The organism is Gemmatimonadota bacterium, assembly GCA_009692115.1.
GTDB lineage: Bacteria > Gemmatimonadota > Gemmatimonadetes > Gemmatimonadales > GWC2-71-9 > SHZU01.
In genome coordinates this window covers 44,711-58,852 of the sequence record SHZU01000014.1, presented here as the reverse complement: position 1 = coordinate 58,852, position 14,142 = coordinate 44,711, and the positions used below count along the sequence as shown (strand labels likewise).

11 protein-coding genes and 1 pseudogene are annotated in these 14,142 nt (G+C 66.2%); 4 read left to right on the top strand and 8 right to left on the bottom strand.

Going from position 1 to position 14,142, the window contains the following annotated elements:
* Positions 1–313: 313 nt before the first annotated feature.
* Together EXR94_13945 and EXR94_13940 are read right to left on the bottom strand one after the other, a co-directional pair.
* Positions 314–1,120 (bottom strand): CPBP family intramembrane metalloprotease, encoded by an 807-nt coding sequence (locus EXR94_13945; protein MSR03817.1) that lies wholly within the window; start codon positions 1,118–1,120, stop codon positions 314–316.
* Positions 1,117–3,339: a S9 family peptidase gene (locus EXR94_13940; GenBank protein MSR03816.1), complete on the bottom strand. Its 2,223-nt coding sequence runs from the start codon at positions 3,337–3,339 to the stop codon at positions 1,117–1,119. The genes EXR94_13945 and EXR94_13940 overlap by 4 nt, the downstream gene beginning before the upstream one ends.
* Before the next feature lie 75 nt (positions 3,340–3,414).
* On the opposite strand from EXR94_13940, the gene EXR94_13935 reads away from it, so the two are divergent.
* Entirely contained in the window at positions 3,415–3,642 is a 228-nt protein-coding gene (locus tag EXR94_13935) for a hypothetical protein (GenBank protein MSR03815.1), read from the top strand.
* A gap of 37 nt (positions 3,643–3,679) precedes the next feature.
* Here the strand turns inward: EXR94_13935 and EXR94_13930 are convergent, their stop codons facing one another.
* Positions 3,680–5,065, bottom strand: coding sequence for a class A beta-lactamase-related serine hydrolase (locus tag EXR94_13930; GenBank protein ID MSR03814.1), 1,386 nt, complete (start codon positions 5,063–5,065; stop codon positions 3,680–3,682).
* A gap of 89 nt (positions 5,066–5,154) precedes the next feature.
* Between EXR94_13930 and EXR94_13925 the strand changes: the two genes are divergently transcribed.
* Entirely contained in the window at positions 5,155–5,361 is a 207-nt protein-coding gene (locus EXR94_13925) for a hypothetical protein (GenBank protein ID MSR03813.1), read from the top strand.
* Positions 5,362–5,374: 13 nt separating this feature from the next.
* On the opposite strand, the pseudogene EXR94_13920 reads toward EXR94_13925, so the two are convergent.
* The 5 genes and pseudogenes from EXR94_13920 to EXR94_13900 all read right to left on the bottom strand — a co-directional run bounded on the left by EXR94_13920 (position 5,375) and on the right by EXR94_13900 (position 10,771).
* Positions 5,375–5,789, bottom strand: a pseudogene (locus EXR94_13920) (uracil-DNA glycosylase family protein).
* Positions 5,790–5,835: 46 nt separating this feature from the next.
* Positions 5,836–7,029, bottom strand: coding sequence for a class C beta-lactamase-related serine hydrolase (locus EXR94_13915; protein MSR03812.1), 1,194 nt, complete (start codon positions 7,027–7,029; stop codon positions 5,836–5,838).
* An 88-nt stretch (positions 7,030–7,117) separates the two neighbouring features.
* Positions 7,118–7,546 carry a hypothetical protein gene (locus EXR94_13910; protein MSR03811.1) on the bottom strand — a complete coding sequence of 143 codons (429 nt, stop codon included), beginning with the start codon at positions 7,544–7,546 and terminating at the stop codon, positions 7,118–7,120.
* A gap of 352 nt (positions 7,547–7,898) precedes the next feature.
* Positions 7,899–9,305: a serine hydrolase gene (locus EXR94_13905; GenBank protein ID MSR03810.1), complete on the bottom strand. Its 1,407-nt coding sequence runs from the start codon at positions 9,303–9,305 to the stop codon at positions 7,899–7,901.
* A gap of 8 nt (positions 9,306–9,313) precedes the next feature.
* Positions 9,314–10,771 (bottom strand): class A beta-lactamase-related serine hydrolase, encoded by a 1,458-nt coding sequence (locus EXR94_13900; protein ID MSR03809.1) that lies wholly within the window; start codon positions 10,769–10,771, stop codon positions 9,314–9,316.
* 21 nt (positions 10,772–10,792) lie between these two features.
* Between EXR94_13900 and EXR94_13895 the strand changes: the two genes are divergently transcribed.
* Together EXR94_13895 and EXR94_13890 are read left to right on the top strand one after the other, a co-directional pair.
* Entirely contained in the window at positions 10,793–12,196 is a 1,404-nt protein-coding gene (locus EXR94_13895) for an APC family permease (protein MSR03808.1), read from the top strand.
* Positions 12,193–14,139, top strand: a complete 1,947-nt coding sequence (locus EXR94_13890; protein MSR03807.1) for a hypothetical protein — start codon at positions 12,193–12,195, stop codon at positions 14,137–14,139. Before EXR94_13895 ends, EXR94_13890 begins: the two co-directional genes overlap by 4 nt.
* The last annotated feature ends 3 nt before the right edge of the window (positions 14,140–14,142 follow it).

Sequence of the window (14,142 nt, the reverse complement as noted above, 5' to 3'; positions counted from 1 at the left end):
AATGGGGTTCAGGGGGTCGCGGGTTCAAATCCCGCCGTCCCGATGACTTACGAAACGGATACGAGTTTGGAGCTGAGTTTCTAGGCTCGAGTTCCAAACTCTCGGACCTTACGCTCTTCGGCGGTTACGCTGAGGAGCGTTTCGGTATCCGGCTGCTGGTAGCAGGTCAGCGGCGTCTCGGTGTCAACCCACCCCCCGGCGGCTACGACGTCCTTGATCGGAAGGTGCTTCCGGTTGGTCGCCCAGGCTCGTCGGTAGGGGTGCCAGAGGCCCCCGTCCAACTTCTCAAGGTTTGCCTCTTGTTCGGCGACCGTCAGCCACTTGTCGAAAAGGTGACTGATTGGTCGCGACGGCGCCAGAAGAGCCACGCCGTCACCCCCACCGTAACCGCCAGCGCCGCCCCGAATTCGGTCGTCAACCAGAGCGTCGAACCCGTGTCGACCGTCACCCGGTCCAGAAAACTCTGGATGAACAAATTGTGCGACGCATGGAACAGCGCCGCCGGCCAGAAACTGCCCGACCGGAGCCGCATCCAGGCGAGGGGAAACGAGAGCCCGATCACCATGACGGTGAAGCAGACGAGGGCCCACCAGGTGGCGGTGCCGGCGTTGTAGTTGGCCCCGATGATGAGCGGGTAATGCCAGGCCGACCAGATCGCGCCGCTGATGATCGCCGTCTTGGCCAGCGAAAACCGCTCGGCCAGCGCCGGAACCAGAAAACCCCGCCAGCCCAGTTCCTCCCCCGTCGCGGCAAGCACGCTCTGGGCCGTGCCCAGGAACACGAACGTCGCGATCGGGGTCGTGAACCGGCTCAAGTCGACCCCACCGAGACCCGCGCCCCACACGACGCCATACGCCACGATCGCGTAAGCCACCGGAAGGAAGTAGCCGAGCGCCAGCCACCGCGGGGCGCCGGGATGCCAGCCCTGCCCGCGGAGATTCCGCTGGAAGATGAGCCGAGTGACGATGGCACTCGTCCCCGGCGACCACATCAGCAAGAAGATATACGAGCCCTCGGCCATCCGGCCGCTGATGCCCAGCCACCACCACACCGCACTCAGGGCGAACGTTAGGCAAAGGAAGGTTGCCAGCGCCGCCCGGCTGATCGATGGCGGGGTCATCGGCCCGATCCCGTCGCGGCCGAAGGCTTGTTCCAGAGATGCGTCTTCAGGAACCGCTCCATCCGGCCCCAGAGATACATCCACCGGTCGTAGATCAGGGTCTCGTGGGTGTCGTCCGGCACCACGATCAACTCGTAGGGCACGTTTTTCTGCCGGAGGAGCTGGACCAGCCCCACGGTCTGGCTGAATGGGACGTTTCGGTCGTCATCGCCGTGCCAGATCAGCACCGGCGACTTCCACCCATCGATGGCCGCGATGGCCGACGATTGATAGCTGACGTCGGTCGAGTCGAGGGTCGAGCCCCAGAGGTGGACGCCCGCCATGTCGACGCCGGCGGCGAACATGTCGGAGTTTCGGGCCAGTGCCTGCGAACTCAGCACCCCGCCATACGACAACCCCCAGATCCCAACTCGCGCCGGGTCGACATCGGCCCGCTGCTGGAGATATTTCCCCGCTGCGACCACGTCCTGATACTCGGCGTTGCCGAGCCACCCCGACTTCGGAGCCGTCCGGAAGGTCTTCCCGTAGCCGATCCCGGTCCGGTAGTTCACCGACAGCACCACGTAGCCCTGGGTCGTGAGCCACTGGTTCACGGCGTAGGCAAAGTGGTAGAAGTCCATGTAGTGGTAGCCGAGGAGCATTTGCCGGCTGGGCCCGCCATGGACGAAGATGATGGCGGGGCGTTTTTGGCCCGGCTTCTGGTCCTTGGGGAGGAAGAGCTGGTTGTGGAAGCTCAACCCGTCGGCCGCTTTGAGGACCACCGGTTCCGGTACGACGGACTCCGCCACCGGGAATTCTTTGCTCAACATCGGATAAATGACCCGCGCCCGGCCGCTTGCGATGTCGATCACGCTCACCGAGAGCGGGCGGGTGGCCGAAGCGGTGAGAGCGGCGACCTGGCGGCCGGACGCGATGGCGGCGGGGTACATCTCGATCTCGTCGCCCTGGGTGATTCGGACCGCCGGGCCTCCGGAGGTCGGTGCCTTCCAGAGGTGGCGGCGGTCGATGTCCAGGGCGTTGCTGGCGTAGTAGAGGGTGGCGCCGTCGGGGGAGAGGTCCGTGGTTTCGAGGGCGCCTTCGCCGGGGCTCAGCTCGATCGGGGTGGTGGTGCCGCCGCCGGCGGACACCGCGTAGTAGCGGATCCACTCCTCGGGCTCCTGCTGGAAGATCAGGCTTAAGCCCGCCCAGGTAATTCGCTGAATGGCCTGGAAGGTCTTGCCGTTAGGCAGGGTGTGCCAGACCTCGACCCCGGTGTCGCCGGTGATCGGCGCCACCATGAGGGCCAGGCCGTAGCCGCCCTTGAGGGTGGCGCGGTAGAGGCCGTCGGCCGGCTTCTCGTCGGAGTCGGGCGCCTGACCTGGGCCTCGGCTGTTCGGGGCCCGGGCCGCCCGCTGCCCGGCGGTCGGCGGGGCCTGCGAGATGATCCCCGGGAGCCCCGGCACCGCCTGCTGGCCATAGGGTGTGCCCGGACGCCGGATGAACGCGATCCGCTTCGAATCGGGCGACCAGGTCGGGCTCGCGTCGAAGTCGACGCTCGGCGAGGCGTAGGCCAGGGTCCGGGCTCGCACGTCGTAGACCCCGATCAGCGAGTGATAGTCGCGCACGCTGACGAACGCGATCTTGGATCCATCCGGAGACCACTCCGGACCCCCATTTCGTCCCCACGCTTTGATCGTCGGGAGCAGGGTCTTGTCGACCGCCGCCGTGGTCCCGGTCCGGCTCGATGGCACCACCACGATCTGCCCGTCCCTGACCAGCGCGATCGAGCGGCCGTCGGGCGAGAGCACCGGGGCGCCGCCTTCGATGACGCGCCAGGCGCCGGCTCTACTGGTCCGGGCGGCCCAGATGGCCCGCTCCGGTCCCCGCGGATCGCTGCTCGGATTGGCGACCCAGCCCTCCCGGTTGGGAGCGCTCCCCCGGACGAACGAGACGATCGCGCCGTCATCGGCAATCGCGAGATCCGAGAGCACCACCCCGTCGTCGTTCATGAAGCTGGTGAGCCGGACCGGCTGCCACGCCGGAGCCGCCGCGGTGAAGACGTTCCGGCGGCCCCGCTCCTCGGCGAGCCAGGCGATCCGGTCGGCCTTCCGGGCGGAGACTAGCTCGGAGGGGAAGCCGGGGCTCATGAACTGATCGATGGTAGGCTTGCTCTGGGCGGCGGCGCTCGCGACCGAGAGGGCGGAGAGCAGGCACCAAAGGAATGGCTGGACTCGACTCATGAAGTGCTCCATGGTTTTGGTCATCGCTCCGGAGGCCGGGTGCCGCGCAGTCGCTTGATTTCCACCAAGACGAGAATGTCGACCCGCGGCGAATCTCCGATGATGGTCCCGAACTTGGCGACGATCTCCTTGGCCGCCCATTCGCGGGTAAAGCCGAACCCGACATGGCCGAGCGCCTCGAGGACCCGGGTAGCGTTCTCCTCGGTGGGCTCGATCAGGATGTCGATGTCGCAGGTGGCGCGGGCGCTGCCCCAGAGTTGGAGCGCCCGGGCGCCGACGAAGAGGTACCGCGCCTTTGCCTGATTGAGATGATAGCAGACCTCGGCCTACTCCGCTCGGTTCAGGGAATCCGCTTTGCCACCATCGGGCTCCCACCGAGCACGATGACCAACTGCCGTGCTCCGGCGGCCCGATCGAGCCGGACGATCGCATCCGGCATGGTCTTGATCCGAAACTCGCCGTTTCCCTGATATAGCAGGCGGCCCGGGGCGCCGCCGCCGATTGAAATGTCGAGACCCTGCGGGCCGTCGGTGACGACCAACGTCGTGCCGCTCATCTCGTACTTCCCAACCAACTCCGCCCGATTGGCGGCCGGCACCGGTAGGTCCGCCATGGTCGGCAAGGGCATGCCGAGCACCACGCGGGCCACGAGTTCACCGATCCGGACCGCCGGTCCACCGCCCGAGTTGGTGAGTACGGTGACGGTCAACTCGTCGTCCGGGTAACGGGCCAGCCACGAGGCAAAGCCGTTGATCCCGCCGCTGTGGGCGAACGACCGGTGGGATTCGAACGGCCGGAGGCTGACGCCGAACCCGTAGCTGGTCGGCTTGCCGTCGTTCAGGGTGGCGGGGGTTCGGACCTGGTCGCGCGAGGCCGCCGAGACCGGACGAGCCTCGTCAAACGCCCGCTGCCACCGGACCAAGTCGAGGACCGTGGAGCAGAGCGATCCGGCGGCACCGGGGACGTTGAGGCTCAAGGGCGCCGCGTTGGACACCGTGCCGGCGGCAGCCTCGTACCCCGCGGCCCGGTGGGGGACGATGGCGCGATCGTCACAGTACGAGCTCGACGCCAGGCCGAGAGGCTGGAACACTTTCTCCTCGACATACTTCCGGTACGGCATCCCGGTGACCTTCTCGATGATCACACCGAGGAGAAAGAAGGCCGAGTTGTTGTAGGCGTACTTCTCGCCGGGTTTGAAGTCGAACGGCATGTCCTTGAACAGGGCGAGCATCTGGTCGTTGGTGAGGTCGAGCCGGCTCGACTCGCTCCAGAATTTGGGGCCGAGGCTGGTGTAGCTCTTGATGCCCGAGGTATGGGTCAGGAGGTGGCGGATGGTGACCCGATTGCCCTGGGTGGGATAGTCGGGCAGGTATTTGGTCATCTCGTCGTCGAGCCCGATCTTGCCTTGCTCGACTAGTTGCATGATCGCGGCTGCCGTGAACTGTTTCGTGACCGACCCGATCCGGAACACGGTCTCGGCGCTGGTCCGGGAGTTTGACTCGACGTTCTCGAGCCCGAAGCCGCGGGCCAGCAAGATCTGGCCGTGATGCTCAACCGCAACCGCGGCCCCCGGCGTCTGGGTGCGAGCCATCTCCGCCGTGACGATCGAGTCGATCCGGGCCAGCAGGGCGGAGGAGCCGGCGGGTTGCTGGGCCGCGAGGGCACCGGGCACCAACAGCAGCAGGCAGGCGAGTCGTCTGGTCATGGATTCTCTGGGGGGATTCATGGGTACTCAATGTAGTACCGGGCTCTGCCGGTTGTCGCCGATTCCCCCGGGTAAAATATTCCGGTCCCGCTCTCCCATAGGGCATGATCATGGCGATGAGTTCCAAGGCACCCGAAGGCATCAGCCAATACATCGCAGCCTGCCCGGCCGCGGTCCGGCCCACCCTCATCGATGCCGGGCCGAAAGACAATCTCAAGTTCCCGCTCGATCAGCCGTTCCCGCACGCGTTGCTCAAGCGGATCAGGCGTCACCGCGTGAAGCAGGACCGGATCAAGAAGGCCTGGGCCAGTGGGTGATCCGGCGCGAACTCTACTTCAACGCCGCCGACACGCGGCGTCGCAGCGCCGGGATGACCTCGGCCTCGAACCAGGGATGCCGGCGGAGCCAGATGTTGGTGCGGGGGCTTGGGTGGGGCAGGGGAATCGCGGACGGGCCGTAGGTTCGCCACGCCATCACGGTCTCGGTCAGCTCGAGGTGGCGGAGTCGGTCGAGCAGTGGCTTCCGCCACGCGGGGGCACACTCCGGTCTCGGCGGGAGGTCGCCGGCCGCTCGGATCGTCGAACGGCACCCCGGTCGCATGGACTTTGCTTCCCGGGGCCTGGCCCGCGATCAGGACCCGCGCCTCGGGATGGATCTGGAGCACCGGCCCGACGCCGTGGGGCAGATGCGCCGCGCAGATGGTGCACCCGCGGACTTTGGTGAGCAGGGCCGGGAACGACTTCATGGCAATGCACCTAGGGGTGCCAGGACGCGATCGTGGTGCCGATCCGCTAGCGGTCTACCGGGACCGCCTTCACCAGCCGCTCCATGACCCGCCGCAACGGGAGCGATGTGCCGCCGGGCAGGATGTTCCATCCGTTGAACACCACCACCAAGTCGCGCTCCGGAAACGCCATCGGAAGCTGGCCACCGAAGCCCGACCCCGACCAGACCAACTTGGTCGTGTCGGCCGGGTTCTGGTGGAGCCACCACTTGAGGCCGTAGTAGGGCGTCCCGGCCCGGTTCCCGGCTCGCACCGCCGGCGTGACCGACGCCTTGACCCACTCCGCCGAGACGATCCTGGTGCCCTGCCACACCCCGCCGCCGAGGAACAGTTGCCAGATCTTGGCGAGATCGCGGGCCTCGAGGTAGAGACCGCCTTCGGTGTCGATCAAGCCGGTCGGAATCCGTTTCCAATGCCAGTCCGCGATGCCCAGCGGTCCGAACAGATGCTTGGCGGCGTACTCTTCGATGTCCTGGCCGGTGGCCCGCCGAAAAATATGAGCGAGGAGTTCGGTTTCGCCGCTGCTGTAGTTGAATTCCGCGCCGGGTTCCCGGGCCATCGGCAGGTTGATCGTGTACTCGACCCAGTCCCGGCTCGCTTCCATCGCCGCGCCGTTGTTGCGGGGGTCGATGTAGGGCAGGTTCTCGTTCCAGTCGAAGCCGCCGGTCATGGTGAGCAAATGCCGCACGGTCATTCGCCGCTTCCGGTCGTCGATATTGGTGATGGCGGTGGTATCGAAGAAGCTCAAGACCGGGGTGTCGACCGAGGGGAAATCGCCGCGGAGGACGGCGGTCCCGATGACCACCGAGGTGATGGTCTTGGTGACGGACTGGAGGGTGTGGAGCCGGCCCCGCCGGTAGTAGGGATGCCACCAGGGGTTGAAATAATTGTAGGGCCCGGTCGGGTCGCCGGCGTTGAGGGCGTTCTTGGTCTTGGCCGAGTCGGCGTAGATGGTGGCGTAGTCATGCTGGTAGCTCTTGTCGAAGGCGATCTTGCCGCCCCGAATCACCAGCATCCGGTCGACGTTCCCGTAGTCGCCGCGGGTGATTTCGGCATCGAGGCTATCGAGCGTCCGGCCGTTGATGCCGGCGGCGGCTGGTGTGGTGGCCGGCCATCCGGACGAAGTCGGTCGCTGGCCGGCGACATACCCAGGGAATCCAACGATGGCCAGCAGCGTGGCGAGGCGGAGCAAGGGTGCCATGGGCGATCCCGGTGGAGAGTGATGATGTCCTAACCTGGCACCACGGGTATCGCGCCGCCAGGCCACCCCGCGACGAGCTTCGTCCCGGTCAGGTCGCTCCCACCCCGTGCTCGGTTTGCCGCTGGTACTCGGCGGCGTCGAAACTTCCAGCGGACTCGGCCACCAAGCCGTCGGTCCCGATCTGCCAGCGTTCGACTCCGCTGATCCGGACCCGGTGCCCGGTGCCGCCGGGCCCGGTGTTGGTGCCGGTGAGGGTCCAGTGGTAGCGGATCCGCGCGTCGGCGTCGATCAGATCGTCCATCGTCACGACCAGATCGGGAAAGGCGGTCATGAAGTCCTGCGCCGAGGCGGTGATGGCTACGCGTCCGATGGCGGGGGCGGCGCCGTTGATGGCGAGCGAGCCGGTGGGCGAGAAGAAGGCGGCCACGCTGGCAGCGCTCTGGCTGCACCAGGCGGCGGTGTAGCGGGCGGCGAAGTCGCGGAGCGTTGCTAGGCGAGAGGTGGGGTCCGGAGCCATGTCCCTCCATGGGGTTGAACTCAGAGACCAAAGATACTCCGGGGCCGGTGTTCCGACGCTGGCCCCTTGACGGGGGTCGGCCTTGGTTGATCTTGTCTAATCGCGGCTCCGCCAACCTCCACCTTTCGATCGGACAGCCCGAATGCCCGATGCGCCCCGCGCCGTCCCTCGGTTGCGATTCATCAATGTCCAGCCCGAGGCCCTCGCGACCTTTGAACTGGTCCGGGAGTAGTCCTCCATCATCTCATCGAGTTGCTCCGATGTGACAAGTCGCGGCTCCGCCCCGATGTTGATCGGGGGTTGCGAGCTCCGTCACCGGCCAGACGATCCCGGCGTCGTGCTCAAGCGGCGGCTACTGGCTCCGCTTGGCTTCCAGCGCGGAGGCACCGCTTCCAACCACCAACTTGTCGATCGCCCCGGTTGGCCCCGCGACGAAGGTGACAATCAACTCCTGGCCTCTGACGAAGAAGGTCGTTGCGGTCTCGGGGAGAAGCGCCATGGGAGCGTCGGACCCGTGTTGCCGGAGGACTAGGCCGGCGCCTTCCCGGGTCACGACCAAGCTGATCCCGACGCCCAGGTTGTAGGTGCCGACGTAGCGGTCGAGCACTTTGGGGTCGACCGTGATGGCCTTCCGTTCAACCGCAACCGGCGGGACGTACTCTTCGCCCCGGAGCAACTTGAGCGCGGCCTCACCGATGGCGGGCGGCGCCCCCGAGTTCGACATGTAGTAGACGCCGACCTTGGCGTCCACGTCGCCCATCATATAGCTGCTCTGCCCCGGAATCCCGCCGCTGTGAGAAATAATCGTGTGGCCGCTGGACTCCTTCCGGACGCTCCAACCAAAACCGTAGGTCCCGCCGTAGGGCGGCTCGTGGGCCAGCTTGGCCGACGCCTCGGAAATGATCCGCTTGCCGCGGAAGGTGCCGCCGTTCAAGTGCATGGCCAGGAAGCGAGCCATGTCCTCCGCCGTGAGGTAGATGTCGCCGGCGGGGTAGACGTCGAAGTGGACCTGGGCAACGGGTACTGGCTTGCCGGTGGCGCCGCCCGCGTTGTACGGCAATGCCATCAACTCCACCATCTCAGCCGAGGGATACACTGGATGCGGCGTGGCGACGCCGAGCGGCTTTAAGATGTTCTCGATCAGGTACTTTTCGTACTCGGTGCCGGAAATGTTCTCGAGCAGAAGCCCGGCCAATCCGAAGGCGAAGTTGTTGTACTCCCACTTGGCTTCCGGCGCGCGGATCGAATAGAGCCCGGACACCATCTGCTCCAGGGCCTTCGGCAGCTCGCGGCCCCAGAGCGGCTTGGTCACGGCGCCCGCGTTCAACCCCGACCAGTGCGAGAGGATGTGGCGGGTGGTGACGGGCTTGTCGCTTTGAAGTCGGTCTTGGACTTGGATATTGCCGAGATACTGGTTGACCGGGGCATCGAGGTCGAGCTTCTTCTGCTCCAGGAGCTGCAGCAACCCCGTAGCGGTGGCGGATTTGAAGGTCGAGCCGGTGCTGTAGATCGTCTCCGGGGTGGCGGGCGTCTTGGTCCGGACGTTGGCGTAGCCGAACGCGGCTTTCCACACGATCGAATCGCCCCGGACCAGGGCAATTGAGATCGACGGAACCCCGCGCTCCCGGATGGCGGTTTCGATCAGGCCGGTCAGCACCGTCTTGGTCTTTTCGAGGTTGAACTGGCCCGTCTGGGCGGCGGCCGGGGTGCCGGCGAGGAGCCCAAGCAGCACGATGGCGCGGACGATAGGACGAAGCATGGAAAGTCTCACTTGATTCTCGGCATGAGGTAGTTGGTCCGCGCCCGGGTTGGCCGGCCGTCGGGACCGAGGTCGAAGGTCATTCGTTCGCCTAACGCGCCGTCCGGCCGGATTTCCCGGAAGGTGTGGTCGCCCGTTTTGCGGTACTTCGTGATGGTCTTGACCGGATTGGCGCTCGGCACCTGCATCGTGGCCAACCCGCCCTGCCACCGGATCACTTCCATTTCGCCCCCGAAGCTCAAATAGGTACCGAGGTACCGATCGAGCGCGGGGTCGGCCGCGGCGATGGTGCGGGCCGTGTCGGCCCGGGCTTCCTTGACGGCGGGGCCGAGGAACTCGTAGGCCTGCTGGGCCAACCCGGACGCGTCGGTGTCGAAGGTGTTGGTCATGACGATGGTGGCGATCTTCTCGTCGGGCTTCATGGTCAACTGGGTTCGGTAGCCCGGGCAGCTGCCCCCGTGGCCAACGAAGGTCTTGTCATCATGGCGCCAGACTTCGAACCCTAAGCCCCAGGTGGTCTTCCAGCCCGGATCCAGGAAGTGGACCCGCTGCATTTCCCGGAGGGTGGTGGCGGAGAGGACGGTCGTGCCGCCCTCGGCGAGCAACCGGAATTGCCACGAAGCGAACTTGGCGAGATCGAGGGCGGTCGACGCGTAGCCAGCGGCCGGCGCCATGGCCTTGGTCTGATAGAACGGCATCGGGTGACGGTTGCCGTCCCGGTCGATACCGCTGTAGCCCATGGCCAATCGTTTCCCGCGTTCCGCCGCCGGCATTTCGGAGAAGGTGTTGGTCAAGCCCAAGGGGCCCAGAATGTTGGTTTGGACGTAGTCGGCGTAGGGCCGGCCCGAGGCGGCCTCCACCACGGCGCCCAGCATCGTGAAGCCGAGGTTGGAGTACTGGAAGTACTGCTCGGGCCGGTAGGCCACCTCGCGGCCGGCCACGTCGCGCTTGAGTTCGTCGATGGTCGGGAAGGCCATGTTCGGCTCGACCCAGAGGGTGTCGGCAAACTCCCGCTGCAATCCCGAGGCATGGGTCAACAGCCCCTCGACGGTGATCGGGCCGTCGGCCGGGTAGGCCGTCTTCGGCGCGAACCAGGGGACGTGCTTGGCCACCGGATCATCGAGGCGGAGCTTGCCTTGGTCGCGGAGTTGGAGCGTCGAAATACTGGTGAACAGTTTTGAAATCGAGCAGATGCTGTAGAGGGTGTTCGGGGTGGCCGGCGTCTTCCGGGCCCAATCCGCATACCCGGTGCCGCCCTGCCAGATCACGTCTTGGTCGATGACCAGCGCGGACGCGATGCCGGGGATCTTCTTGAAGGCCCGTTCGCCGTCGAGCCACTTTTCGTAGGCCGCGAGGGCTTCTTTGACCCGGGGATGGGTGGCGATTGCTTGGCCGTCGAGGGCTCGGGCGCTACCCCAGAAAAGGGCGAGCGTCAGAACGCCGAGCCGGAAGGCGGGAGTCAACATGAGTTCTCGGATCGTAGATAAATGAAGATACGGCCCTTCTCTGGTCCATCGCTAGGTGTTGGTGATACTATTGGCACCGCCTCGGCCACCAAGGACTCACGACCAGTGAACGACCAGCAGAGTTCCGGTGGCCTCGCCCGGACGATCGGCCCCTTCGGCCTCGGGGCCAGCGTCATCAATCTCATCATTGGATCGAGCATTTTCGTCTTCCCGGCCACCATTGCCGCCACGCTCGGCGGGCCCGGCATTCTGGCCTACGTGGTGGCCGCGGCGCTGATGGGCCTGATCGCGCTCTGTTTCGCGGAATCGGGCAGCCGAGTGACGGGTACCGGGGGCATGTACGCGTACGTCGAGACGGCCTTTGGCCCGTTTACAGCGTGGCTGGTTGGCCTCCTGACCTACCTCGGGGTCCAGTTGGTGGCGACAGCCGTGGTCGGCACGGTGTTCATCCGGTCGTTGTCGGTGCTGGTTCCGGTGGTCGGGGAAGGCATGCCCCGGGCGCTGATCCTGGTCCTGACGTTCGGTATTTTTGCCTGGATCAACATCCGCGGCGGGGCCCGCGGCGGGGTCCGAGTGGTGGAACTGGTCACCTTCGCCAAGTTGGCGCCCTTGATTCTACTTGGGATCATCGGCCTGGTGGCGTTCCGACCCGAGTTTGTCCGATGGGACGTGATCCCGCCCGCGGCCGACATCGGCCGGATGGCGATGCGACTGCTTTATCTCTTTGCCGGCCTCGAGTCGGCCTTGGCAGTCAGCGGCGAGCTCCGCGACCCGGCCCGGACGGTTCCGCGGGGAATTCTTGGCGGGCTGGTGGCGGCGACGATCATTTATCTCGGCGTCCAATTCGCGGCCCAAGGCCTCCTCGGCCCGGAACTGCCGACTCATACCCAGGCCCCACTCGCCGATGCGGCGGCGGTGGTGTTCGGTGACGGCGGACGGACCTTCATTCTGCTGGCCGCCGTGATTTCGACGATCGGGTTTCTTAGCGCGGCGATGCTGATTGCGCCGCGGACGCTCTATGCCATGGCGCTGGCCGGCCGGATTCCGCGCGCGATTGCCGCGGTGCATCCGCGGTTCGGCTCGCCGGCGGTGGCCATCATGGTGCATGCTGCCTTGAGTTGCGTCCTGGCCATCGTGGCGGATTTCGACACCTTGACGGCCTTGTCGTCGAGTGCGTTACTCCTGATCTATTTCGTCTGCTGCGCCGCCACGCTGGTGCTGCAGCGGCGGCGGATCGGCGAGGATGGCGCGCCCTTCAGGCTGATCGGTGGCCCGGTCATTCCGCTCGCGGCCATGGGCTTGGTGGTGGTGCTCGCCACCACGTTGGAGCGGCGGGAGGTGGGGGCGGTAGGTGTCACGGTCCTGCTTGCCGCGGTAACCTACTTCGCATCTCGGAAGGCGCAGGGGGCGCCAGATCATCTATGAAGACAGCCGTCACGTTGTTCCTGCTGGTGGCATTGGTCCGGGGCCAAGCCGGGGCCCAGGTGGCTTCGGTTGAAGTGTCGCCGGCCTCGGGCACTGTGGTCGCGGGCCGTTCGGTGCAGTTGACGGCCCGCGCCAAAGACGCGGCGGGCAACGTGATCCCGGGCGGCACTGTGGTGTGGCTCTCGGGGCCGTTCGAGATTGCCGCGGTGGACCAAAGCGGGATGGTCCGCGCGTTCCGGCAAGGTAGTCTCAAGGTGTTGGCTCGGGTGGGCGGCAAAGTCGGTTCGGCCGAATTCACGGTGCTGCCGAAGCCGGCCGTCAAGGTGACGATTGGTGCTGAGGGCGGCCGACTCGTTCCAGGCGGCGTGGTCCGCCTCACGGCGACCGCCACGACCGAAGACGACGAACCCTTGCTCGGTCCCGCGATGGTGTTTCGGTCCTCGTCGCCCGGCGTCGCGTCGGTCGATCCGTCCGGCGTCGTGACCGGCCGGGCGCCGGGGTCCGCGACCATCACCGCCACGACCGCCGGCGTGTCCGGATCACTCCGGGTCGAGGTGATCAAGAATCCGGTGGCGCGGCTCGAGGTCACCGGACCAGCGGGGGGACGCACTGGTGATGTGCTCCGAATGAGTGCCCGGGCGTTCGATCGATCGGGCGGGTTCGTGGCGGACGCCCCGGTGCGGTGGGTGGTGAGTGGCGGCGGGGCCACGGTCTATCCGGACGGCGCCTTGGTGGCCGAGCGGGCCGGAGCTTATCTCGTGAACGCGATTGCCGGGGCGGTGACCGCCGCCACCACCGTCACGATTCTGCCGCGGGTCCACGATCGGACCTTCGAGACCGTGGGGTCGGTGGTGTTCAGCGACCTCCAGGCAGCCGAAGGGTGGGCCATCGGCAGCGTGTATTACGTGAGCACCATCGCCGACCGGATCTACGCCTTCGACATTTCCAATCCGGCCGCTCCGGTCAAGACCGATTCCGTGATGTTCGACGCGAGGATCATCAACGACATCTCGACCACGGCCGACGGCAAGATCGGCGTGGTGTCCCGGCAGGGCTCGTCTGTGCGGAAGAACGGGATTGCTTTCCTGGATTTGTCCGCGCCGCTCCACCCGAAACTGTTGTCGGAGTATACGGCCACCGTGTCCGCCGGCGTCCACAGCGCGTTTGTCGACGGGCACTATGTCTATCTCACCGACGACGGGACCCGGGGCATGAAGGTGATCGACTTCCAGGACCCGGCCAATCCGCGGGAGGTCGGGAAGTGGACCTTGGATAACCGGCATGCCTATGTCGACCCGACGGGGCAGACCGCCGGCCGCTACCTGCACGACATTCAGGTCAAGGATGGCCTGGCGTACTTGGCCTACTTCAAGGACGGCGTGGTCATTCTCGATGTCGGGAGCGGGATCAAGGGCGGGAGTCCCGCCAACCCCGCCTTCGTCAGTCGCTACACCTACAATACCACTGAGTTCTATCCGCCCGACATGCTGGCGGGGACGCATACCGTGTTTCGCTACGGGAAGTACCTCGTCATCGGCGATGAAGTGTTTCCCCAGCTGTTCGACTCCGACAGCCGGGACCGGATCAAGACCCTGGGCCGGCTCCACGTGCTCGATGTGACCGACATCGAGCACCCGGTGAAGGTGGCGGAGTACAGCGTGCCGAATGCCGGGAGCCACAACATCTGGATCGAGAACGACGTGCTGTACGTGGGGAACTTCGAGGCCGGAGTCCGCGCGGTCGATGTCAGCGGCGAACTCCGGGGTGATCTGTACGCCCAGGGCCGGGAGATCGGCTCGATCTGGGCGGCGTCGGCCAAGGGCTTCCGGCCGAACGTCCCGATGAGCTGGGGCGCCCAGCCGCACCGGGGATTCGTCTATGCGACCGACATGAACAGCGGGATCTGGGTGGGCCGTCTGGCGCCGAAGCGCCTCACACCCTAAGGG

Bases quoted from the DNA above. Each gene is read 5' to 3' on its own strand.
- EXR94_13945 (MSR03817.1), bottom strand. From the start codon at position 1,120: ATGACCCCGCCATCGATCAGCCGGGCGGCGCTGGCAACCTTCCTTTGC.
- EXR94_13895 (MSR03808.1), top strand. From the start codon at position 10,793: ATGAAGATACGGCCCTTCTCTGGTCCATCGCTAGGTGTTGGTGATACT.
- EXR94_13890 (MSR03807.1), top strand. From the start codon at position 12,193: ATGAAGACAGCCGTCACGTTGTTCCTGCTGGTGGCATTGGTCCGGGGC.
- EXR94_13935 (MSR03815.1), top strand. From the start codon at position 3,415: ATGTCGACCCGCGGCGAATCTCCGATGATGGTCCCGAACTTGGCGACG.
- EXR94_13930 (MSR03814.1), bottom strand. From the start codon at position 5,065: ATGAATCCCCCCAGAGAATCCATGACCAGACGACTCGCCTGCCTGCTG.
- EXR94_13915 (MSR03812.1), bottom strand. From the start codon at position 7,029: ATGGCACCCTTGCTCCGCCTCGCCACGCTGCTGGCCATCGTTGGATTC.
- EXR94_13925 (MSR03813.1), top strand. From the start codon at position 5,155: ATGGCGATGAGTTCCAAGGCACCCGAAGGCATCAGCCAATACATCGCA.
- EXR94_13910 (MSR03811.1), bottom strand. From the start codon at position 7,546: ATGGCTCCGGACCCCACCTCTCGCCTAGCAACGCTCCGCGACTTCGCC.
- EXR94_13940 (MSR03816.1), bottom strand. From the start codon at position 3,339: ATGAGTCGAGTCCAGCCATTCCTTTGGTGCCTGCTCTCCGCCCTCTCG.
- EXR94_13905 (MSR03810.1), bottom strand. From the start codon at position 9,305: ATGCTTCGTCCTATCGTCCGCGCCATCGTGCTGCTTGGGCTCCTCGCC.
- EXR94_13900 (MSR03809.1), bottom strand. From the start codon at position 10,771: ATGTTGACTCCCGCCTTCCGGCTCGGCGTTCTGACGCTCGCCCTTTTC.